The 21,551-nt window shown below is 69.1% G+C and carries 24 protein-coding genes; 9 read left to right on the forward strand and 15 right to left on the reverse strand.

Annotated elements, in window-relative coordinates; translation table 11 throughout:
- Nucleotides 1–74 precede the first annotated feature (74 nt).
- The 3 genes from WG902_RS14650 (at nucleotide 75) to WG902_RS14660 (ending at nucleotide 2,880) form a co-directional block, all read left to right on the forward strand.
- Nucleotides 75–1,001: a LysR family transcriptional regulator gene (locus WG902_RS14650; RefSeq protein WP_340060854.1), complete on the forward strand. Its 927-nt coding sequence runs from the start codon at nucleotides 75–77 to the stop codon at nucleotides 999–1,001.
- Nucleotides 1,002–1,075: 74 nt separating this feature from the next.
- A complete protein-coding gene (locus tag WG902_RS14655; RefSeq protein WP_340060855.1) occupies nucleotides 1,076–1,369 on the forward strand; it encodes a hypothetical protein in 294 nt (97 codons plus the stop codon).
- Between the two features lie 71 nt (nucleotides 1,370–1,440).
- Nucleotides 1,441–2,880 (forward strand): NAD-dependent succinate-semialdehyde dehydrogenase, encoded by a 1,440-nt coding sequence (locus WG902_RS14660; protein ID WP_340060856.1) that lies wholly within the window; start codon nucleotides 1,441–1,443, stop codon nucleotides 2,878–2,880.
- A 59-nt stretch (nucleotides 2,881–2,939) separates the two neighbouring features.
- Here WG902_RS14660 and WG902_RS14665 read toward each other — a convergent pair whose 3' ends face one another.
- The 10 genes from WG902_RS14665 to WG902_RS14710 form a co-directional block, all read right to left on the reverse strand.
- Nucleotides 2,940–4,211, reverse strand: coding sequence for a calcium-binding protein (locus WG902_RS14665; protein ID WP_340060857.1), 1,272 nt, complete (start codon nucleotides 4,209–4,211; stop codon nucleotides 2,940–2,942).
- A gap of 231 nt (nucleotides 4,212–4,442) precedes the next feature.
- Nucleotides 4,443–5,885, reverse strand: coding sequence for a calcium-binding protein (locus WG902_RS14670; protein WP_340060858.1), 1,443 nt, complete (start codon nucleotides 5,883–5,885; stop codon nucleotides 4,443–4,445).
- Between the two features lie 147 nt (nucleotides 5,886–6,032).
- Nucleotides 6,033–7,475 (reverse strand): calcium-binding protein, encoded by a 1,443-nt coding sequence (locus WG902_RS14675; protein ID WP_340060859.1) that lies wholly within the window; start codon nucleotides 7,473–7,475, stop codon nucleotides 6,033–6,035.
- A gap of 113 nt (nucleotides 7,476–7,588) precedes the next feature.
- Nucleotides 7,589–7,915: a hypothetical protein gene (locus WG902_RS14680; RefSeq protein WP_340060860.1), complete on the reverse strand. Its 327-nt coding sequence runs from the start codon at nucleotides 7,913–7,915 to the stop codon at nucleotides 7,589–7,591.
- On the reverse strand, nucleotides 7,896–8,324 hold the full coding sequence (locus WG902_RS14685; protein WP_340060861.1) for a hypothetical protein: 429 nt from the start codon (nucleotides 8,322–8,324) through the stop codon (nucleotides 7,896–7,898). The genes WG902_RS14680 and WG902_RS14685 overlap by 20 nt, the downstream gene beginning before the upstream one ends.
- Nucleotides 8,325–8,326: 2 nt before the next feature.
- Nucleotides 8,327–8,539 (reverse strand): hypothetical protein, encoded by a 213-nt coding sequence (locus tag WG902_RS14690; RefSeq protein WP_340060862.1) that lies wholly within the window; start codon nucleotides 8,537–8,539, stop codon nucleotides 8,327–8,329.
- Between the two features lie 132 nt (nucleotides 8,540–8,671).
- Nucleotides 8,672–8,980 carry a GNAT family N-acetyltransferase gene (locus WG902_RS14695; protein ID WP_340060863.1) on the reverse strand — a complete coding sequence of 103 codons (309 nt, stop codon included), beginning with the start codon at nucleotides 8,978–8,980 and terminating at the stop codon, nucleotides 8,672–8,674.
- A 46-nt stretch (nucleotides 8,981–9,026) separates the two neighbouring features.
- On the reverse strand, nucleotides 9,027–10,010 hold the full coding sequence (locus WG902_RS14700; RefSeq protein WP_340060864.1) for a Bug family tripartite tricarboxylate transporter substrate binding protein: 984 nt from the start codon (nucleotides 10,008–10,010) through the stop codon (nucleotides 9,027–9,029).
- Between the two features lie 23 nt (nucleotides 10,011–10,033).
- Nucleotides 10,034–10,432 (reverse strand): cupin domain-containing protein, encoded by a 399-nt coding sequence (locus WG902_RS14705; protein ID WP_340060865.1) that lies wholly within the window; start codon nucleotides 10,430–10,432, stop codon nucleotides 10,034–10,036.
- Nucleotides 10,433–10,505: 73 nt separating this feature from the next.
- Nucleotides 10,506–10,808 (reverse strand): DUF1653 domain-containing protein, encoded by a 303-nt coding sequence (locus WG902_RS14710; protein ID WP_445263690.1) that lies wholly within the window; start codon nucleotides 10,806–10,808, stop codon nucleotides 10,506–10,508.
- Between WG902_RS14710 and WG902_RS14715 the strand changes: the two genes are divergently transcribed.
- Nucleotides 10,807–12,483, forward strand: coding sequence for an acyl-CoA dehydrogenase family protein (locus WG902_RS14715; RefSeq protein ID WP_340060866.1), 1,677 nt, complete (start codon nucleotides 10,807–10,809; stop codon nucleotides 12,481–12,483). The genes WG902_RS14710 and WG902_RS14715 overlap by 2 nt on opposite strands.
- Nucleotides 12,480–13,697, forward strand: a complete 1,218-nt coding sequence (locus tag WG902_RS14720) for a CoA transferase (protein WP_340060867.1) — start codon at nucleotides 12,480–12,482, stop codon at nucleotides 13,695–13,697. Before WG902_RS14715 ends, WG902_RS14720 begins: the two co-directional genes overlap by 4 nt.
- Nucleotides 13,698–13,904: 207 nt before the next feature.
- Here WG902_RS14720 and WG902_RS14725 read toward each other — a convergent pair whose 3' ends face one another.
- Genes WG902_RS14725 through WG902_RS14735 form a run of 3 tightly spaced genes read right to left on the reverse strand, consistent with a single transcriptional unit; the run spans nucleotide 13,905 to nucleotide 17,981 of the window.
- Nucleotides 13,905–14,960, reverse strand: a complete 1,056-nt coding sequence (locus WG902_RS14725; RefSeq protein ID WP_340060907.1) for a lipocalin-like domain-containing protein — start codon at nucleotides 14,958–14,960, stop codon at nucleotides 13,905–13,907.
- Nucleotides 14,954–17,467, reverse strand: coding sequence for an ABC transporter permease (locus tag WG902_RS14730; protein ID WP_340060868.1), 2,514 nt, complete (start codon nucleotides 17,465–17,467; stop codon nucleotides 14,954–14,956). Before WG902_RS14730 ends, WG902_RS14725 begins: the two co-directional genes overlap by 7 nt.
- A gap of 37 nt (nucleotides 17,468–17,504) precedes the next feature.
- A complete protein-coding gene (locus WG902_RS14735; RefSeq protein WP_340060869.1) occupies nucleotides 17,505–17,981 on the reverse strand; it encodes a hemerythrin domain-containing protein in 477 nt (158 codons plus the stop codon).
- A gap of 228 nt (nucleotides 17,982–18,209) precedes the next feature.
- On the opposite strand from WG902_RS14735, the gene WG902_RS14740 reads away from it, so the two are divergent.
- Together WG902_RS14740 and WG902_RS14745 are read left to right on the forward strand one after the other, a co-directional pair.
- The gene (locus WG902_RS14740; protein WP_340060870.1) at nucleotides 18,210–18,458 is read left to right on the forward strand and encodes a hypothetical protein; all 249 of its coding nucleotides are present in this window, start codon (nucleotides 18,210–18,212) and stop codon (nucleotides 18,456–18,458) included.
- Between the two features lie 36 nt (nucleotides 18,459–18,494).
- Nucleotides 18,495–19,091 carry a DsbC family protein gene (locus WG902_RS14745; RefSeq protein ID WP_340060871.1) on the forward strand — a complete coding sequence of 199 codons (597 nt, stop codon included), beginning with the start codon at nucleotides 18,495–18,497 and terminating at the stop codon, nucleotides 19,089–19,091.
- On the opposite strand, the gene WG902_RS14750 is transcribed toward WG902_RS14745, so the two are convergent.
- Both WG902_RS14750 and miaA read right to left on the reverse strand, forming a co-directional pair.
- Nucleotides 19,075–19,731: an ABC transporter ATP-binding protein gene (locus WG902_RS14750; protein ID WP_340060872.1), complete on the reverse strand. Its 657-nt coding sequence runs from the start codon at nucleotides 19,729–19,731 to the stop codon at nucleotides 19,075–19,077. The genes WG902_RS14745 and WG902_RS14750 overlap by 17 nt on opposite strands.
- On the reverse strand, nucleotides 19,728–20,666 hold the full coding sequence (gene miaA, locus WG902_RS14755; protein ID WP_340060873.1) for a tRNA (adenosine(37)-N6)-dimethylallyltransferase MiaA: 939 nt from the start codon (nucleotides 20,664–20,666) through the stop codon (nucleotides 19,728–19,730). The genes WG902_RS14750 and miaA overlap by 4 nt, the downstream gene beginning before the upstream one ends.
- Before the next feature lie 128 nt (nucleotides 20,667–20,794).
- Here miaA and WG902_RS14760 point away from each other — a divergent pair, with 128 nt between their 5' ends.
- Both WG902_RS14760 and WG902_RS14765 read left to right on the forward strand, forming a co-directional pair.
- On the forward strand, nucleotides 20,795–21,181 hold the full coding sequence (locus WG902_RS14760; protein ID WP_340060874.1) for a response regulator: 387 nt from the start codon (nucleotides 20,795–20,797) through the stop codon (nucleotides 21,179–21,181).
- 97 nt (nucleotides 21,182–21,278) lie between these two features.
- Entirely contained in the window at nucleotides 21,279–21,494 is a 216-nt protein-coding gene (locus tag WG902_RS14765) for a hypothetical protein (protein ID WP_340060875.1), read from the forward strand.
- Nucleotides 21,495–21,551: the final 57 nt, after the last annotated feature.

A 21,551-nucleotide genomic window follows, 5' to 3' on the forward strand; every position in this document is an offset into this window, starting at 1 on the left:
AGGCTCCGGCTTGGATGGTAGGCACGGGGGGCCCATCTGTACAGGCAATGAGCCGAATACATAAAATCCATGGCATGGATATTCGTTCGGTCGACCTGAACCTGCTGGTGGTGTTCGATGCGATGGCGCGGCACCGCAGCGTCAACCGCACCGCGGAGGCGATCGGCCTCAGCCAGCCGGCCACCAGCGCCGCCCTGGCGCGGCTGCGCGCGCTGTTCGACGACGCCCTGTTCGTGCGCGCCGGCGCGCAGATGGAGCCGACGCCGCGTGCGCTCGAGCTCGCGCCTGCGGTGCACCGGGTGGTGGAGACCATCCAGTCCGAGATCCTGCAGCAAGCCGGCTTCGATCCGCTCACGGCGGAGCGCAGTTTCACCATCCTCACGCCCGACATCGGCGAAGTCGCCTTCCTGCCGGGCGTGCTGCGGCGGCTGCGCCACGAGGCGCCGCACGTGCGCCTGCAGACCGTGTCCCGGCAACGGCTGGCCGCGGCGCAGGCGCTGGAGACGGGCGACGCAGATCTCGCGGTCGGTTTCTTTCCGGACCTGCAGAAGGCCGGCTACTTCCAGCAGGCCCTGTTCGACACCACCTACGCCTGCATTGCCTGCGCCCGCAACGACGCCGCGCCGCCGCGCATGACGCTCAAGCAGTACCTCGCGGCGCGGCACATCGTGGTGCGTCCGGATGGCCGTGAGCACATGCTGGACCGCTTCCTGGAGGACAAGGGCTGGCACCGCCACCTGACCCTGGAGCTGTCCCACTTCATGAGCTTGCTGGCGCTGCTGCCCGGCAGCGACCTCATCGCCACCGTGCCGAGGGACATCGCCACCGTCGTCGGTCGGCACGTGCCGCTCAAGCAGGTCGAGTTGCCGTTCCGGCCGCCACAGATCCAGGTGCAGCAGTTCTGGCATCGCCGCATGCAGGACGATCCCGCCAACCGCTGGCTGCGCACCGTGTTCTACGAAGTGAACCGGCGCGACGCCGACGGCCAGATGCCGGCTTGATGCTTCCACCGCCGGCTCGTCCGTCCGGACGATTGACCGGGCGGGGGCCGCCCCGTACGCTCGATCGCTCCAAATTGAAGAAGAAGATGCTGGCCGGAGCGATGAAGGGTTGTGACAGGTGTTCCGCGTTGATGTACGCGGACGAGGTGTTCTGCCCGACCTGCGGCGCGGGCGTGCAGGAGGCACAAACCGCAGGCGGAACGGTGCGCATCCCGGTGCGGCGCCATGGCGTGATCCCGCCCGTGCCCAGTCGCGCACTGGCGCTGGAACGCACGGAGTCGCATGCCCTGCGCGGCGCGGTGGTGGGGTTGCTGGTGTCGGTGGCGGCCGCAGGTGCGGCGGCGGCGGCGATCTACCGCTTGTGGTGACCCTGTCGGGACCTCAGGGCTTTCCCCGCCAACGTATCATCACGGGCTGCACTCCGCACGGGACCCCGCTCATGACCTACCCCAACACCCAGCTCTTCATCAACGGACAGTGGCAGGACGCCACCGACGGCCGCACGCTCGCCGTCTTCAACCCGGCCACCGGCAAGGAGATCGGCCGCGTCGCCCACGCAGGCAAGGCCGACCTCGACCGCGCGCTCGAAGCCGCCCAGAAAGGCTTCGAGACCTGGCGTGACATGACCGCGGCCGACCGCAGCAAGATCATGCGCAAGGCCGCCGGCCTGATGCGCGAGCGCGCCGCCGAGATCGCCCCGATGCTGACGCAGGAGCAGGGCAAGCCGCTGGCCGAAGCCAAGGGCGAGGCCATGGCCGCCGCCGACATCATCGAGTGGTTCGCCGAGGAAGGCTTCCGCATCTACGGCCGCATCGTGCCCTCGCGCTTCAACCTGGCGGTGCGCCAGATGGTGATCAAGGACCCGGTGGGTCCCGTCGCCGCCTTCACGCCCTGGAACTTCCCCATCAACCAGGTGGTGCGCAAGGTCGGCGCGGCGCTGGCGGCCGGCTGCTCCATGCTGGTCAAGGCGCCGGAAGAGACCCCGGCCGGTCCCGCCGCACTCATCCGCGCCTTCGCGGATGCCGGCCTGCCGCCGGGCGTGCTGGGCCTGGTCTACGGCAACCCCGCCGAGATCTCCAGCTACCTGATCCCGCACCCGGTGATCCGCAAGATCACTTTCACCGGCTCCACGCCGGTGGGCAAGCAGCTCGCCGCCATGGCGGGCCAGCACATGAAGCGCGTGACGATGGAGCTGGGCGGCCACGCCCCGGTGATCGTCTGCGAAGACGCCGACGTCGCTCTTGCCGTCAAGTCCGCCGGCGCCGCCAAGTTCCGCAACGCGGGCCAGGTCTGCATCGCGCCCACCCGCTTCCTGGTGCACGAGAGCATCAAGAACGAATTCGCGCAGGCGATGACCAAGTACGCGCAAGGCCTGAAGGTCGGCGAAGGCCTGACCGAAGGCACGACGATGGGGCCGCTGGCCAACCCGCGCCGCCTGACCGCCATGGCCGAATTCCATGACGATGCGGTGAAGAAGGGCGCGCAGGTGCTCACCGGCGGCAAGCGCATCGGTGATGCCGGCAACTTCTGGGAGCCGACCGTGATGGTCGACGTGCCGCTGGAAGCCAAGTTCTTCAACGACGAGCCCTTCGGTCCGGTCGCCGGCATCCGCGCGTTCAACAAGCTGGAAGAAGCCATCGCGGAAGCGAATCGCCTTTCGTTCGGGCTCGCCGGCTATGCCTTCACCAAGTCCCTGAAGAATGCGGACCTGTTGGCGCGCAAGGTGGAAGTGGGCATGCTCTGGATGAACATGCCGGCCATGCCCAGCGCCGAGATGCCTTTCGGCGGCATCAAGGATTCCGGCTACGGCTCGGAAGGCGGCCCGGAAGCGATCGACGCGTATCTCAACGCGCGCTCTGTCTCCATCGCCAACGTCTGACGATTCGCGGCAAGAAATAAAGCCCGGCAGAGCCGGGCTTTTTCACGTCGTGCGCAGGATCAGAGCACGAAGCTGTCGAACGTCCGGTGATCGCCAGCCGCGACGATGGCGATGTTGGCGGCGCCGTCACCATCGGTGTCCATGGTCAGCCTGGTGACATCGTCGGCGGCCACGTACCGGAGGTTCGCCTCGCCGGCCGTGCCGCTGAATCTGCCGACGAGCACGAAGGACTGGTCCCCGGCGGCCGTGACGTCGGCGTCGATGCGCGACAGGTCGATGGTGTCCTCGACCTCATTCAGGTCTCCGATCAGGTCGGTTGCTCCGAGAAGGGAATCGAGATCGTCGAAGCGGAAGACGTCGGCGCCCCTGCCGCCGTTCAGAACGTCCTTGTCTCGACCGCCGATGAGCGTGTCGTTGTCCAGGCTGCCGTTCAGAACGTCCTTGCCTCGCTCGCCGATGAGCCTGTCGGCGCCGCGGCCGCCGCTGAGCGTGTCGGCGCCGTAGCTCCCCATCAGGGTGTCGTCTCCTGCGCCGGCACGCACGAAGTCGTCGCCTTCACCACCATCAACAAAGTCGTCGCCGCCTCCGGTGGTCACCGTGTCGTCGCCCTCTTCGCCGCCGACGAAGGTGTCGCCGTCACCGGTGGTCACCGTGTCGTTGCCAGACCCAGCGGACACGCTTCCGCCGTCGGTAATGGAGATGGTGTCGTTGCCGGGCCCGGAATAGACCACGCCGCCAACAGCTGTGATGGTGTCGTCACCGCCTTCGGTTTTGATGTCGGTGTAGCCCGCGCCCGCCGTGACCGTGTCATTGCCGCCGCCTGAGTTCAGCCAATGGTCGCCGTCGCCAACGGTCAGGTTGTCGGGGGCGGAACCGCCGGAGATCGTGAGGTCCTCGAACCCGTCGAAGGTGACTGAATTGGTTTCGCCGTGGGTAACGCTGCCCGCCGTGGCGACGACGCTGGTCACCGCACCCCGGTAGTCGATGACGAGGCGATCGCGCCCGTCGCCGCCGTGCACCACGTCGGCCCCGCCGGAGACCCACACGCTAGTGTCTCCACCATTGCCGGTGATGATGTTGGAGTCGGTGTTGTCCAGGACCCTGATGTCCGCAAGACCGTCGAGCGTGACATCGTTGATCTCGACGCCGAGCACCAGCTCGATGTTGCGCGAAGTGGGGCCCCCCATCACAGTGAGGTCCTCCACGGTGAGCACGGCGCGCTCGTTGGAGTAGCGGGTTTCCAGACGGATGATGTCACCAGCAGCGGACGCGTCGACGGCGGCGGCGATGGTCGGATAGGTGGAGTTCGGCCCGACTTTTCGGATGGTCATGATGGTTTCTAGCAGTGCTGCTGCCTCATGGTTTCCATGGTGCTGCAAAGCGATGTGCGCCGGGCGCCTGGGGGACGCGGCGCGAGCGCGGCTGACCGCGCGTCGGCCTCGCGTCCTACGCAGCGGACAGCGTCGCTGCGCGCGCGGCCGCCAAGGCCAGCGTCTGATCGACCTCGCCGCACCAACGAAAAAGCCCGGCAGAGCCGGGCTTTTTCACGTCGTCGCGCAGGATCAGAGCACGAAGCTGTCGAAGGTCCGGTGATCGCCAGCCGCGATGATGGCGATGTTGGCGGCGCCGTCACCATCGGTGTCCATGGTCAGCCTGGTGACATCGTCGGCGGCCACGTACCGGAGGTTCGCCTCGCCGGCCGTGCCGCTGAAGCTGCCGACCAGCACGAAGGACTGGTCGCCTGCGGTCGTGACATCGGCGTCGATGCGCGACAGGTCGATGCTGTCATTGGACGACAGGTCCCTGATCAGGTCGTTGGTGCCGATGATGGAATCGAGATCGTCGAAGCGGAAGGAGTCGACGCCCTGGCCGCCCGTCAGGAAGTCCGCGTCGCGCCCGCCGCTGAGCGTGTCGGCGCCGGCGCCGCCGACCAGGACGTCGTTGCCCGTGCTGCCATGGAAGAAGTCGTCGCCCAGGCGTCCGATCAGCGTGTCGTCGCCGCCGCCGGTGCGCACGTCGTCGTTACCCGATCCGGTGGTGATGTGGAAATCCTCGACGCCGGTGAAAGTCACCGAGTGCACGGTGTTGTCCCCCACCAGGCCCGAATAGCCTCCGGCGACGGAGCCCGCGCTCAGCCTGCCCATGACATTGGTCGACAGATCGGCGTAGTCGACCGTCAACAGGTCATGCCCGACGCCTGCGTCAGCGGTGTCGATGCCACCGCTGACCTGCACGCTGTCGCGGCCGGCGCCGGTTTCCAGGGTGTCGTCGCCGGTGCCGCTGTACACCTGGTCGGCGCCGCCGCCGGTTGTGACCGTGTTGTTGCCTTGGCCCGCCAGGACCCTGTTGCCGCCGTCGCCGGTGGTCACCGTGTCGTCGCCGCGCCCGGCGTTCACCGTGTTGTGGCCGTGACCGACCTCGATGGTGTCGTTGCCGTCGCCGGATTCGACAAGGCTGTCGCCCGCGCCGGTGGTGATGGTGTCGTTGCCGTCGCTGGTGCGCAGCAGGTTGTCGCCGTCGCCGGTGGTCACGGTGTCGTCGCCCGAACCGGTGTAGATGATGAAATCTTCCACCTGTTCGAAGGACACCGAATTGGTGCCACCGTCGGTGATGCTGCCGACCGTGCCGACGACGTCGGTCACCGCATCGGCATAGTTGACGATGAGGGTGTCGCGACCCCCGCCGCCGAGAACCACGTCCGCGCCGCCGGACACGCGCAGGGTGTTGCCGCCGCGATTGCCGGTGATGACGTTGGAGCCACCGTTGTCGAAGACGTCGATGTCCGCGAGACCGGAGAGGGTGACATCGCCGATCCCGTTGCCGAGCACCAGGTCGATGTTGAGCGACGCTTCCCCGCCTTGCACGATGAGGTCCTGGACGGTGAGCACGGCGCGCTCGTTGGAGTAGCCCGCGGCCAGACGGATGGTGTCACCCGAGGCGGACGCAGCCACGGCGGCGGCGATCGTTGGGTAGGTGGCGCTCGGGCCGACGTTTCTGATGGTCATGGATGATGTCTCGGTGTTGATGACGGATAACTTGCCTTGGCATTGGGCGCGAAGAAACTGCGCCGGTCCGTACGCTGCCGTACATGCGACGTGAAAAAGCCCGGGCGAGCCGGGCTTCTTTACATGGGATCCCCCCTCGAACGGGGCTCAGAGCACGAAGTTGTCGAAGCTGTTCTGGTTGCCGGCGGCGACGATGGTGATGTCGGCGCTGCTGTCGCCATCGGTGTCGAAGTCGAACCGGGTGACATCGCGACCGGCCAGGTAGGTGACGGTCGCCTCGCCGGCCGCGCCGTTGAAGCTGTCGACGAACACGAAGGCCTGGTCCCCGATGGCGTTGACGTCCGCGTCGATGCGCGAGAGGTCGATGAAGTCCTGGGCCTGCAGGTCGGTGATGAGGTCAGCGCGGCCCATGGAATCCAGGTTGTCGAAGCTGAAGGAGTCGGTGCCCCGGCCGCCCGTCAGGACGTCCGCGCCTTGCCCGCCCCTGAGCGTGTCGGCGCCGCCGCTGCCGTTCAGGACGTCGTCACCGCCGCTGGCCTGCAACAGGTCGTCGCCCTGGCCACCGCTCAAGGTGTCGTCGCCACCGCCGGTGCGCACGCGGTCGTCACCCGTTCCCGTGGTGATGTTGAAGGATTCGACGCCGCTGTAATTCACCGAATTGCCGGCAGTGTCCGCGACCAGGCCCGTATAGCCCGACGCGGGCGTGCCTGCCGTCGGGTTTCCCGTGACGTTGGTCAGCAGATGGCTGTAGTCGACCGTCAACACGTCGTTGCCCGTGCCGGCGTCCAGCGTGTCGATGCCGCCCCTGACCTGCACGCGGTCGTCGCCGGCCGCCGTGAGGAGGGTGTCGTCGCCGCTGCCGGTGGTCAGGATGTCGGCGCCGTCACCGGTGGTGACCGTGTTGTTTCCATTGCCCGCGTTGACCCGGTTGTCGCCGTCGCCAGTGGTCACCGTGTCGTCGCCGGCGCCCGAGTGCACCGTGTTCTGGCCGTTGCCGACCCCGACGGTGTCGTTGCCGCCGCCGGTGGAGACGCGGCTGTCGCCATGGCCGGTGGTGATGGTGTCGTTGCCGCCGCGGGTGTTGAGCACGTTGTCCCCGTCGCCGGTGGTCACGGTGTCGTCGCCGCTGCCGGTCTGGATGGTGAAATTCTCCACCGAAGCGTCGTAGGTGACCGACCTGGTCCCGCCGTCGGTGACGCCGGTCACCGTGCCGATGACGCTGGCCACCGCATCGGAATAGTCGACGACCAGGCGATCGACCCCGTCGCCGCCGATCACCACGTCGGCTCCGCCGGACACGCGGAGGATGCTGTCCCCGCTGTTGCCGGTGATGGCGTTGTTGCCGCTGTTGTCCCAGACGTCGATGTCCGCGAACCCCGCGAGGGTGACGTTGTTGATGCCCAGGCCGAGCTCGAGATCGATGTTGCGCGAGGAGGCGGCACCCTGCACGGTGAGGTCCTGCACGGTGAGCACGGCGCGTTCGTCGGAGTAGCCGGGGGCGAGGCGGATGGTGTCACCTGCGGCGGACGCACCCACGGCGGCGGCGATGGTCGGGTAGGTGGAGCTCGGGCCGACGTTTCGGATGGTCATGACAATTTCTCGCGGTTGAGGACAAATAACCTTGCCTCAGCATTTGGCGCGCACAAGGCGCGCCAAGTCAGTACGCTGCCGTACACACGCGATTGATTTGGATCAAATCGACCCTATTCATCCTCCAGTGCGGCCAGGAACCGCGCCGACAACCAGCGCATGGCATCCTCGGCGCCCTCCGGCGCGGTGATGGTCAGTTCACAGCCTTCGGCGTCCTGTTCCAGCCGGAACCGCAGGAAGGCGCAGCAGGACCGCTCGATCTCGACGATGCGGCTGAGCTCCGGGCAGGCGGCCAAGCGGTACCTCAACAGGAGGGTGCGGCCGTTCAGTTCGTGCTTTTCCAAGTGGTGGTACGTCAGCTGGCGGATCACGGACATGCGCGGTCCCAGCGCCTCCAGCCCGAGGATGCACGCAATGGAATCACTGGCACTTGCCCGCATGACATGCTCCTGGTACTGCGGAAGGGGAAGAAGAAGCTCGCGCGACGAAGCGCGTCATGCGCGCTCGCCAGGGCGGGCTCTGGCTGGCGGAGCTGGACGCCACGCGTTCCACCTGTTGGGGCATGCGCGCGCCGGTCATGCGGCTCCAGAGCGCGACGTCGTCGTCCGACGCATCCCAGTCGGAGCCGTAGAGCTGGCGGCCGTGCAACTGCATGAACAGTGCGATGCGGGCAGCGTCCACGTGACCGTTGTTGGCAAGTGTGATGAAGCGACCGAATGCCGAGGACCAGCGGCCGGCACGGTATTCCTGCACCGCCTCCGTGTAGAGAGGATCCGGCGCCGCAATGGCGCCGTGAACGCACAGCGTGAGTGCCAGGCCGGCCACATATGCTTCTGGGCGGGTGGTCATGATCAGAACTGCGCGGGGAGTTCGCCGGCGGTGGCGCGGCGCTTCTCCTCTTCGAACATGCGGTGGATTTCCAGCGGCAGTGGAAGCACCTCCATGCCCGTTGCCGAGGCGGGCGGGACCAGGTCGCTGGTGATGTCGAGCTTGTCCACGTTGCAGGCGGCGACGCCCAGCAGCAGGGCAGCTGCGGTCAGGTGCAGGGGGGTGGCTGAGGCCATGGCAGTCTCCTTGTGAGGAAGCCCGGTGAAGACCGGTGAAGCCATGGTGGAAGGCGCGAGCGCAAAGCGATGTGCGCAAGCGCACCGGCTGCCGCAGGCAGCAACGGGCGGCGTGACTTGTTGGCGGCGCCGTCAGCCGTGGACCAGGGAGCCGTATTCCTTCTCGTGCCGCGCGATGTACGCCGCGATGAACTGGCATTGCGGCACCGCCTTCATGCCGCGGCTCTTGACGTCGTCCAGGGCGAAGGCGGCCAGGCGTGAGCCGAAGCCCTGGCCTTCGTGGGCGCCGTCGACCTCGGTGTGGGTGAAGCGGACCGTGTCGCCTTCGCGCCGGTATTCCGCCTTGGCGGCGACCTGCCCGCCCAGGCGCAACTCGTAGCGGGATTGCGCGTCGTTGCGGACGAGTTCCTCCGGTCCGGAGGCTTGCTGTTGTTGTTTCATGGGCCCATGCTGCCGCAACAGAGGGCGCCCGCGTGCAGGACGCCTGCTATTCCGACTTGATGTCCAGGCGCCGGACCACCGGCTCCCAGCGCGCCGTCTCGGCCTTCATCACGGCCTCTGCCTCCTGGCTGCTGCCGCCGATGCTCACCAGGTCGCTGGCCTGCAGCTTGGCGCGCACTTCGGGCCGCTTCATGATGTCGCCGGCTGCCCGCTCCAGTTCGGCGAGCACCGGTGCGGGCGTCCCCTTGGCCGCCTGCAGCACCAGCTTGAAGCTGACGTCCAGCGCCGGCTGGTTCAGTGCCTTGGCCAGCGTGGGAACTTCGGGGGCCAGGGGCGAAGGTTCGCGCGACGACACCGCCAGCGCGCTGAGCTTGCCGGCTTTCACGTGCGGCAACACGGTGGGGGTGGCGAGGAATCCGCAGTCCGCTTCGCCGGACAGGACCGCCAGCGTCGCGGGAGCCGGGCCCCGGTACGGAATGTGTTCCATCTTCACGCCGGCGCTTTGCAGGAACATCTCCGCCGCAAGGTGGCCCGGCACGCCGGGGCCGCCGGATGCGTAGTTCATGCGCGTGGTCTTGGCGCGCGCCACCAGGTCCGGTACGGTGTGGAGGTTCTTGCCGGCGTTGCACACCAGCATCTGCGTGAACTGCGCCAGGATGGAGACGTTGACCAGCTCGCTGCGTGCGTCGAAATTGAGCTTCGTGTACACGAGCGGGTTGACCGTGACCACCGTGTCGGGACTGACGACCAGCGTGTAGCCGTCGGCCTCGCCCTTGGCGACCACGCCTGCCGCCAGGCTGTTGCCGACGCCGGGCCGGTTCTCCACCAGCACCGGCTGTTTCAGGCGCTGCGACAGGTGCTCGGCGAACAGCCGCGTCACGATGTCGGAGGGGCCGCCGGGCGGCGAGCCCACCAGCATGCGGATCGGCTTGGCGGGCCACGCCGCCTGCGCGGCAGCGGCCACGGGTAGGAGGAACAAGGCGGCCAGCGCGGTCGCCGCCAGCGTGCGCGGGGAGGGGCGGATGTTCATTCGCCCATGGTAAGCGCAGCCGCTCAGGGGCGCACCGGGGAATCCTTGGCGGGGTCGCGGCGGTTGCCCGCGCCGCCGCCGTCGCCCGCATCGCCCTTGTCCAGCAGCAGCGTCACCAGCACGGCCGACTCGGCACGGGCGCGCAGCGCGTGCTGCTCTCCGGCCGGCAGCACCACCAGGTTGCCGGCGCCCAGCTGGCGCACGCCCGAGCCCATCACCACCTCCACCTCGCCCTCCAGGCAGTGGATCACGCATTCACGGTCCACGTGGTGCTGAGGCTGGTCCTGGTGCGCGGCCAGCACCAGGTGCAGCAGCTGGATGCGGCCGGTCTTGATCAGGCTCGTGCTGACGGCGCCGTGCAGCTTGTCGCCGAACGGCCCGACGTTGATCACGTCCAGGGGTTGCGCATGGGGCAGCGCCATCGTCATCACCTTTCTATGTCGGCCTCGATCTTCGGCGGCGGCCGTGCCGGGCAGTGTAGGACGGCTGCGCAGTTCAGCGGGCGCTGCCAGCGTCCGGGGCGACGAACGCAAAGCGCGGCTGCCGCACGCCGTCGACGACCACGTCCTCGATGAACATCGCATGGGGACGCACCCACCAGCCGGTGGCGTTGTACAGCGGCCGGTAGACCACCTGCGCTTCGTGCGTCTCGCTGTGGCGGGCGATGCCGACGACTTCGTATTCGCCGCCCTTGTAGTGGCGATAGCGGCCCAGCCGCAGCGCGGGCAGGGCGGGGAGCGCGTCGGCTTCGGGCATCATCGCGGTCAGCATACCGCGCCTGCCCGAAGAGACATCCATGGATCCCACCTTGCAGCAGCAGGCGGCGGCCGCCGGCCGCTGCCTCGCCACCTTGCGCCGCGCTTTCGACGACGCCGCGGGCGCCCTGGCCGCGCGCTGCGCGCCGGCCGGCCCATTGGACAACGCGCGCCTGGATGCGCAACAGATCGCCTCGTTCGAGCTGGCCTGGGCTGCGGCCGACTTGCTGGCGGCCGAGAACGCGGTCGCATCCTTGCGGCCCGACAGCGCGGAGCTCGACTTGCGGCTGGCGCTGTTGTTCACGGCGGAAGCCTGCGCTGCCGTGCTGCCGCGGATCGAGACCTTGTTCGCGGAGCTCGGGTTGCGCTCCGATGCACTGGATGGCTTGCGCCTCGACGATGCCTTCAAGACCCTGCGGCGCGCCGCTGATTCGCGAGCGCTCGAGCAGGCCGGCGCTGCGGTGGAACGCGCGGGCGGCGACGTTGGCGCGGTCGAGCTCGACGAATCGCATGCGATGGCGCAGGCGTCGTTCCGCCGCTTCTCGGAGGAAGTCGTGGCCCCGCAAGCCGGCAGGATTCATCGGGAGAACCTCACCGTGCCCGAGTCGCTGCTGCAGCCGCTGCGCGAGATGGGCGTGTTCGGCCTGTCGGTGCCCGAGCGCTTCGGCGGCAGTGCGCCGGACGCGCACGAAGACTCGCTGCTGATGGTGCTGGTGACGGAAGCCTTGTCGGAGGGCTCGCTCGCTGCCGCCGGCAGCCTGATCACGCGGCCCGAAATCCTGACCCGCGCCCTGCTGGCCGGCGGCACGCCGCAACAGCAGGCGCACTGGCTGCCGCAGCTCGCGGCAGGCGAGCCGCTGTGCGCGATCGCCATCACCGAGCCGGACTACGGCTCCGACGTTGCCAGCCTTTCGCTGCGGGCGCTGCGCACCGAAGGCGGCTGGGCCCTGACCGGCGCCAAGACCTGGTGCACGTTTGCCGGCAAGGCGGGCGTGCTGATGGTGGTGGCGCGCACCGGCGACCGCGCTTCCGGCCACAAGGGGCTGAGCGTGTTCCTGGTGGAAAAGCCTTCGTTCGACGGCCACGAATTCGTTCACCGGCAACCCGGCGGCGGGGTGCTGACGGGTCGCGCCATCCCGACCATCGGCTACCGCGGCATGCATTCCTTCGACCTGTCGTTCGAGAATTTTCTCGTGCCCGATGCCAACGTGGTGGGCGGTGAAGCCGGCGTGGGCAAGGGCTTCTACTACACGATGGCCGGGATGGTGGGCGGGCGCATGCAGACGGCAGCGCGCGCCTGCGGCGTCATGCGCGCGGCACTGCGCGCTGCCATCACGTACGGCCGCGACCGCAAGGTGTTCGGCCAGGCGCTCGCGGACTATCCGCTCACGCGCGCCAAGCTTGCACGCATGGGCGCGCGGCTCGCTGCGTGCCGGCAGCTTGCCTGCACGGTGGCGCAGCAGGTAGACCGCGGCGAGGGCCGCATGGAGGCGAGCCTGGTCAAGTTGCTCGCGTGCCGCTCGGCCGAGATGGTGACGCGCGAAGCACTGCAGATGCACGGCGGCATGGGCTACGCGGAAGAGAGCGCGGTCAGCCGCTACTTCGTGGATGCGCGGGTGCTGTCGATCTTCGAGGGGGCGGAGGAAACCCTCGCACTGAAAGTCGTGGCGCGCAGCCTGCTCGAACGCGCGCTTGGCGTCACGGGAGCCGCGGCATGAGCGCGGGCCTGCTTGCCGGCATGCGCGTGGTGGAAGCGGCGGCCTTCGTGGCGGCGCCGCTGGGTGGCATGACGCTGGCGCAGATGGGCGCCGACGTGATCCGCATCGACACGCTCGGTGGCGGCCTCGACTTCCGCCGCTGGCCGGTCACCGAGGACGGCACCAGCCTGTTCTGGTGCGGCCTGAACAAGTCCAAGCGCTCGGTCGCGCTGGACCTGCAGTCACCGCAGGGGCGCGAGATCGCCATGGCGCTGGCATCTGCGCCGGGCGATGACGCCGGACTCTTCCTCACCAACTTCCCGCCGCGCGGCTGGCTCGATCACGAGAAGCTGCGTGCCAGGCGCGCCGACCTGATCCAGCTGACGCTGCAAGGCGATCGGCATGGTGGTTCCGCCGTCGACTACACGGTGAATGCGCGTGTCGGCGTGCCCGGCATCACCGGGGACCCGCGCAGCAGCGAGCCGGCCAACCATGTGCTGCCGGCGTGGGACCTCGTCACCGGGCAGATGGTGGCCTTGGGCCTGCTCGCCGCCGAACGCCACCGCCGCCGTACCGGCGAGGGCCAGCACGTCAAGCTCGCGTTGCAGGATGTCGGCCTGGCCGTGATGCAGCACCTGGGTTTCATCGAGGAAGCGCGGCGCGGCCAGCCGCGGCAGCGGCATGGCAACGAGCTGTTCGGCGCCTTCGGGCGCGACTTCGTGTGCGCCGATGGCGAGCGCGTCATGGTGGTCGGCTTGACGGGCAAGCAGTGGCGGTCGCTGTGCGAAGCACTCGGCGTCCAGCAGGAAGTGGATGCGGTGGGCGCGCGCCTAGGCCTGGACCTGTCGGAAGAGGGCAATCGCTTTCGCGCCCGGCGCGAACTCGCCGAGATCGTCGCCCCGCGCATCGCGGCGCGCACGCTGGCGGACCTGGGCGCGGAGTTCGACAGGCTCGGTGTCTGCTGGAACCGCTACCAGTCGCTGGAGCAACTGGTGCGCGACGATCCGGAGTGTTCGCCTGCGAATCCGATCTTCCGGAACATCGAACAGCCGGGTGTGGGTCCCATGCTCGCCGCCGGCTTGCCTTTGGACTTTTCCGCCGTACCGCGTGTGCCAGCCGCCCCGGCGCCGCGACTGGGTCAGCACACCGAGCAGGTGCTGCACGAACTGCTCGGGATGCCGGCGGGGGAATTCGGGCGCTTGCACGACGCGGGGATCGTCGCCCAGGCGCATTGATCGGTGTCGGGGTGCGGCTGGCGCCGCAACCCGACCTACGAAGCACTGCTCGGGATGCCGGCGGGGTAATTCGGGCGGCTGCACGACGCGGGGGTCGTCGCCCAGGCGCGTGATCGGTGTCGGGGTGCGGCTGGCGCCGCAACCCGACCTACGAAGCGCCGTTCATGTAGGTCGGGTTGCGCGCGCAGCCGCACCCCGACACACGCCTCACAACCTCAGCTTCGCCGCATACCCCGTCATCTCCAGGTACCCCCGCCCCACCCGCTTGCCGTTGCTGTCCAGAAGCTCCGACAACCCTTCCCAATAGATCGCTCCCGTCGACGCCCGGCTGTCCAATTCCTGGTTGTCGATGACCGCGCGCACGGTGTAGAAGTCCGCCGGCGTGCGGATCACCCACTCCACCGGATACGTCGCATTCGATAGCGGGCTGGTCCAGCGCCGCTGCGCGCGGAACTCGGTTTCGCCCGGGCTGGCCACGTACAGGCTCCCGCTCGCGCTGCGAAACGAACCGCCATCCCACAGCGTGCCGCCGTCCTTGCGCCGCAAACGGAACGCCGTGAGCGCGCTGCCGTCGTCCAGGTTCATGCCGACCCAGTCCCAGCCGACGGCGTCCGGGTGCAGCACCTCCTCGCTCCACTCGTGGTCCAGCCAGGCGCGGCCGGTCACGGCGAAGCTGCGGCCTTGCAGTGACAACTGCCCGGTGACGGCGAGTTGCGGCACGCTGTAGTAGTAACTGGCCTGCGCCTCCTCCGGCCCCTTGCGCGACAAGCCCTGCTTGCCCTGCAGCAGCACCGGCTGCGTCGGCGTGCAGCGCAGGTCCAGCGCGAAGCCGCTGGCCGGCAGCACGGCGCGCCACGCCTCGCCTTCGCGCACCAGCGACCAGTCGCGCAGCCGCAACTGCGTGTCCTGTTCGCCGGCCTGCGCGATGCCGAAGCCGGCGCGGGCGATGCGCTGGTCGTGCCACAGCTTGCGGCCGTGCACGTCGGTGATCGCCGCATGGGCGAACAGCAACTGCTTCGCCGCAAAAGCCGACTGCATGCCTTGCGTCGCATCGACGCGGGTGCGGAAGAAGGTGACCTGGAAGCCGAAGCTGCGGCCGCCGCTTTCCGCATGGCCGGTGATGTACCACCACTCGGTGCGCAGGTCGGGGTGCGCCCCATGGTCGGCGGGGAAAGCGATGCGGCGCGGCGGCAGCGCGCCGGCGCGACGCGCGAAGGCGAGCGCGGGCAGGGCGGCCAGCAACGGCCGGCGGCCGATCACCAGTCCTCCTTCACGGCCAGCACGGCGTCGCGGCCCGCAGCGGCGCGGCCGGCCACCCATGCGGTGATGGTGCCCGCCACGATGACCGCGGCGCACAGCGCCAGCAGGCGTGCCCAAGGCAGCAGCAGGTCCATCGTCCAGTGAAAGCTTTGCGGATTGACCACGTGCACCAGCACCACCGCCACGCCGAGGCCCAGCGCCAGGCCGGCCAGCGCGCCGATCAGCGTCCACGCCGCGCCTTCGCCCGCGACCACCGCCAGGATCTGCCGCCGCGTCAGCCCCAGGTGCTGCAGCAGCCCGAACTCCTTGCGCCGCGCCAGCACCTGCGCGCTGAAGCTGGCGGCCACGCCGAACAGGCCGATGCCGATCGCCACCGCCTGCAGCCAGTAGGTGACGGCGAAGCTGCGGTCGAAGATGCGCAACGACACGCTTCGCACCTCGGAGGCCGAGGCCAGCTCGACGAGGTCCGCATTGCCGGTGTCGCGCGCCACCCGCTCGCGCACGCGGGCCTGCACGTCGGCCGGCGACGCGCCGGGCGCCAGCCACAGCTGCAGGTCGTTGACGCGCGTGTCGCCCGTCAGGCGCAGGTAGTCGGCCTGCCCGATGACGACGGCGCCGGTCTGCCGCACGTAGTCGCGCCAGACGCCGGCGACGAAGAAGGCGTGGTCTCCCAGTGCCGCGCGCAGCAGCGGCAGCGGCTCGCCGCGGCGGGCGCCATACAGGTCGACCATCGCCTCGCTCACGTACACCGGCACCTGGCCGGCCGGCGCCGGCAGGGCTTCGCCCACCAGCGGCAGCGAGCCGCTGGGGTCCGCGCTGCGCGCCAGCAGCACCACCGCGGGCCGAGCCGGATCCAGCGGCAGGCTGCGCACGCGCTGGGTCGCCACCCGATCGACGCCTTCGAGTTGCGCGACGGCCTGCACCAGCTGCGGCGTGAGGTACGCGGTGTCGCCGGCACCCGTGCTGATGCTGGTGCGCACGTACAGGTCGGCCGGCAGCACCACGTCCAGCCAGTCCGTGACGGACTGGCGGAAGCTGGCGACCATCACCGTCAATGCGACCGCCAGGCTCAATGCGGCGACGACGCCGCTGACCGCCACCGCCGCGCTTTCGCGCACGCGCCGCGCGCGCTCCACGGCCAGCAGCGGCAGCAGCCGCGTGGCCACCAGCGGCGCGACGCGGTCGTACAGCGCCCCCACCGCTACCGGCAGCACCGAGATGCCGCCCACCAGCAGCAATCCGATGGCAACGTAGGCGGCCAGCGGAATGCCGGCAATGGGGGGCAGCAGGGCCAGCGCGCCGGCCGCGAGCAACGCGATCCAGCCGAGGACATGCCGCCGTCCGCGCGGCAGCGACGTGCCCAGCCCCTTGAGCGTCTGCGCCAGCGGCAGGCGGGCCGCGCTGCGCGCCGGCAGCCATCCGCCCGCCATCGCCGCCACCACGCCGAGCAGGCCGTAGCCCGCGGCCGCGGCAGTGTTCCATTGCAGTTGCGGGCGAACGCCCGGGAAGTAGCCGCCGCCGAGGTCGCCCTTCAGCAGCGACAGCGCGGCCGCCGCCAACGCGGTGCCCAGGCCGATCCCGATCGCGCTGCCGACCACGCCCAGCACCGCGGATTCCGCCAGCACCAGCCGCAAGCGCTGCCGCGCCGTGAGACCGAGCACGCCGAGCAGCGCCAGTTGCTGCGCGCGCCGCGCGACGCTGAGCGCGAGCACCGAGAACACCAGGAAGGCCCCGGTGAAGAGCGCCACCAGCGCAAGCACGGTCAGGTTGACGCGGTAGGCGCGCGACAGCTGGCTGACCCGCTGCCCTGCGTCACCGGGCACGGCTGCCTGCACGTCCTCCGGCAAGGTCATGTTCCGCAGCCACGCATCGTGCGCAACACCTGGCTTGAGCTTCACGTCGATGCGCGTCAACTGGCCGCCGCGACCGAACAGGTCTTGCGCAGCCGCGACGTCCATCACCAGCAGCGGCCCGCCGCCGGCGTTGCTGGTGCCGGCCACGCGCACTTCGCGCAACTGCATGCCGGCTTGCAGCCGCAGGCGATCGCCCGGCAGCACCGCCTGCGCCGCCGCGTTCAGGAAAACGGTGTCGGGCGCCAGGATGGCGAGCCGGTCGCCTGGCTGGGTGACAGTGGGAACGAGCGTGGGTGCGATGGTGCCGGCGACGAGCGCGTCGATCCCGACGACGCGCACCGTGGTTCGGGAACCGCTGGCCGCGGTGGCGACAGTCTGAAGTTCCAGCACCGGACTGGCAGCCGTGACCTGCGCGTCCGTCGCGACGCGCGCGTACAGCGCCTCAGGCAGGGCGCCCTTGGCGGAGCGGAGTTCGAGGTCAGGTTGTCCACCTGCCGACCGGGCGGCAGAGGCGAATTCGTCCAGCGCCGATGCGTTGATCAGGTGGACGGAGAAAGCGAGGGCCACGCCCAGCGTGACGGCCAGCACCGCCGTGGCGCTGCGCCACGCGTGGTGCCGGACTTCCTGCCAGGAATAGGTGGCCAGCAGCGGCAGCATGGCGGCATTGTGCCGCCCGCCGCCGTGCGGAGGTGGCTTACGCCTCCTGCCCCATCAGTTCTTCCTTGCGCGCGATCATCTCTTCGCGCATGCCGACCAGGTCCAGCTTGCGGGCCGAGCGCGCCTTCGGGAACATTTCGCCGCGCTCTTCCTTGACGTGGTGGTCGATGTACTCGCCAAGCACCTTCACCTTGGCGTCGAACATCTCGTCGGCTTCGGTCATGCCTTCGATCTGCGCGATCAGGTCCTTGGCAGTCTGGTGCTCGACTTCGGCCTCGGCGATCAGGTCGGTGTCCTTGAAGGCGGCGCGGCACGCCGGGTAGAAGATCTCTTCCTCGATCTGCGCGTGGACGGTCAGCTCCTGGCAGATCTGGCGGGCCAGCTCCAGTTTCTTCTGGCCGGCGCTGCGGGCGCGGGAGTTGGTGAGCTCTTCATAGTCCTTGAACATTTTCTTCACTGCGCGATGGTCAGCATCCAGCAGGTCACAAGCATCTTTTTCGTTTCGGGTCGCCATTTCGTTTTCTCCTTGGGTCGTGTCATCCATGATGGAATGCACACATGGCGGAACCTGTAGGAGAACAGCGGCATCCGCATGTGCTGCGCACCGACTGGTAAACCGGCTGGAAGTCCTGGGTGATGAGCGTGGTTCCGTCATCGGCGTGCGGATGTGCCTGACGGCGCAGCCTTGGGCCGCCGCCTACTCTTCGCGGGCCTTCAAAAAGAAAGGGTTGCCATGAGTCAATTGCCGACACAACACATCGAAGCGGCGAAGAACCGCACGGACAAGGTCCAGCAGGACCTGGAAGTCGCGAGCGCCGAGCTCGGCCTCACCCACGGCGCGCTCGATCGCGCCATCCCTGCTGACGCTCGCCACGGTGACATCGGGTGGGCCATCGCGCAGAACCAGATCCTGGAACGCAAGGTGCAACGCGCTGCCGAGGAACTGGAGGAGGTCACGGAGCTGCTGGAGCAGGCGCAAGGGGCGGCTTGAGGCGTTGCGCGGCGCGCATAGAATGTGCGCCAGCCCATGCATGCATCTCCCGTCCTGAACCGCCGCCTCACGCTCATCGCCGTCTTGTCCGCTGCGCTGCTGGCCGCCTGCGGCAAGGAAACCGAAACTGCCCCTGCCGCCCAGCCGGCGGCCGGATCCACGCCCGTTTCCGTGGACACCATTGCCGCGCAGGCCAAGGGCTTCAGCGTCGGCTCGTCGATGGCGTCCCGGGTGGTCTACGTGTTCTTCGACGCGCAGTGCCCCCATTGCGCCGCGCTGTGGGATGCCTCGCGGCCGCTGCGTTCGCAGGCGCGCTTCGTCTGGATCCCGGTGGGACTGATCAACGAGAAGAGCTTCGCGCAGGGCGCAACCATCCTGGTCGCCAGTGACCCGGCGGCGGCGATGGACGAGCACGAGGCCGCGCTGCGGGCCCAGCAGGGTGGCATCTCGGCCATGGGCGTGGCCGGCCGGGACGTGGTGAAGAGGAACACCGAGCTCATGAACAGCTTCGGCTTTGGCGGCGTGCCCACCATCGTGTGGAAGGACCCCAAGACCGGCGCGGTCCAGACGATCGAAGGCTCCCTGCCGGCGGCCGCGCTGGCCAAGCGCCTGGGCTTCAGCGCTCCGGGCTGACCACCCCGTCGCTGCGCAACTGCAGCACGCGGTCCGCCTGCGCGGCTGCCGCCGCGGAATGCGTCACCAGCACCAGTGCGGCGCCGCTGTCCCGCGCCTGGGCGCGCAGCACCTCCATCACGCGCGCGGCCGTCGCCGGGTCCAGGTTGCCGGTCGGCTCGTCGGCCAGCAGCAGGCTCGGGCGATGCACCAGCGCGCGGGCGATGGCCACCCGCTGCAACTGGCCGCCGCTCAACTCCTGCGGCAGCCGCGCCCCGAGACCGGCCAGGCCGACTGCCTCCAGCATCGCCTCCACCCGCGCGCGGTCCGGCCGCTGCAGCAGCAGCAACGGCAGGCCGATGTTCTGCGCCACGTCCAGGTGCGGCAGGACGTGGAAGGCCTGGAACACGAAGCCGAGCTTGTGCCGCCGCAGCAGCGCCCGCCCTTCGTCGTCCAGCGTCGCCAGGTCGGTGCCGTCGATGGTGATGCCACCCTCGTCCCACGTGTCCAGCCCCGCCATGCAGTTGAGCAAGGTGGACTTGCCGACGCCCGACTCGCCGACGATGGCGACGAACTCCCCGGCCGACACCGTGAGCGACACGCCGCGGAACACGTCGATCGTGCCGTACCGCTTGGCGACATTGCGCACCTGGACGCTCATGCGGTCGCCCCCGCGGCGCGCAGCACCTGCGCCAGGGCGTCCGGCGCGTCGCACGCGATCACGCGACGCTGCGGCATGCTGCGCAGCCAGGTGAGCTGGCGCTTGGCCAGCTGGCGGGTGGCGGCGATGCCGCGCTCGCGCAGTTCATCCAGCGAGAATGCGCCGTCCAGGGCCTCCCACGCCTGCCGGTAGCCGACGCAGCGCATGCTGGGCAGCTCGGCATGCAGGTCGCCGCGCGCGCGCAGCGCCCGAACCTCGTCGATCAAGCCGGCGGCCAGCATCTGGTCGAAGCGCTTGGCGATGCGTTCGTGCAGCCATGCGCGATCCGCCGGTTCGAGAGAGAGGAACAAGTCCGGCTGCAAGCCCGCACTGCGGCCCTTGCCGGCGTGCAATTGCGACAAGGGCACGCCGGTGGCGCGATAGACCTCCAGCGCGCGCTGGATCCGTTGTGCGTCGTTCGGCGGCAGGCGCGCCGCCGTCACCGCGTCCACGGCTGCCAGCTCCGCGTGCAGCGCCGGCCAGCCGCGGCGCGCTGCTTCGTCTTCCAGCTCGGCGCGCAGGCCGGCGTCGGCCGCCGGCAGGGCGTCCAGCCCCTCGAACAGCGCCTTGAAGTACAGCATCGTGCCGCCGACCAGCAGCACGCGCCGGCCGCGCGCGCGGATGTCGCGCACGAGGCGCTGCGCGTCGCTGGCGAAGGCGGCAGCGCTGTAGCGCTCGGCGGGATCGAGGATGTCGATGAGATGGTGCGGCACCCGCGCCAGTTCCTCGCGGCTGGGCTTGGCCGTGCCGATGTCCATGGTGCGGTACACGAGCGCGGAATCGACGCTGACGATCTCGGCGTCCAGCGCCTCGGCCAGGACAAGCGACGCGGCGCTCTTGCCCGACGCTGTGGGGCCGGCGAGCGCCACCACGGCGGGCAGCGCATCGGTGGACATGCGGTCGAGGTTAGCAGAAGGAGCGCAGGCTCCAGCTGGCGCGGCTGTCATTAGCAAGCCGTTGCAATGAGCACCGTTGCCAGGACTTCCGAAACAGAATGTGGTCGACAGTCGAACTGGGAGACAGTGTGGAAGTCAGGGTGTTCCTGGTGGAAGACCTCCTCCGGATGCGTGGCTTGCTGGATGACATGTTCGCCTCGCTGGGCGGCATCCGCGTGGTCGCGGCCGCAACCACGGAAGCGGAGGCCCGGCTGTGGCTGGACGAAAATCCTGGCGAATGGGATGTGGCGGTGCTGGACCTGGTGCTGGAGCAGGGCGTCGGCATGAACCTGATCCGGCATTGCAAGAAGGTGCGTCCCGACGGCCACGTGGTGGTCTTCAGCGGCTTCGCCACGCCGGGCGTGCGCAAACATTGCCTGGAGCTGGGCGCCGATGCGGTGATCGACAAGGCCGAAACCGCCTCGCTCATCGGCTTGTTCGACGATCTGCGCAAGAAGGTGAATGCAGGTCCTTGACGCGAACCGCAGCGCTTGGCCTGCTGTCGGCGGATTCGTACGATTGTCGACGGATGTACCCGACAGTAAGGAAACTTCGGGCCGCTAGAATTTCCGCATGAGCAGTACCAGAGGTGGCGGCGAGCCGGATGACAACGACTCCTGGGCGGCGGAGTCGTTGCCCATGTCCGTGCGCAAGGAATTGCTGGAGCGCGAGCTGCAAAGGTTGGGCTTCCGCAAGCCGCAGTCGCACGGCGCCGTGCAGCAGCAGCAACAGCCGCAAAGCTCGTCCCATCCCAACGCGGACGCGGACTCCGGCCAGCACGGCGAGTAAATCTGTCATCCCCGCAAAGGCGGGGACCCAGGCGCCCTGGACCCCTCCGTGAACTGA

This window comes from Ramlibacter sp. PS3R-8 (assembly GCF_037572435.1).
Taxonomy (GTDB): domain Bacteria; phylum Pseudomonadota; class Gammaproteobacteria; order Burkholderiales; family Burkholderiaceae_C; genus Ramlibacter.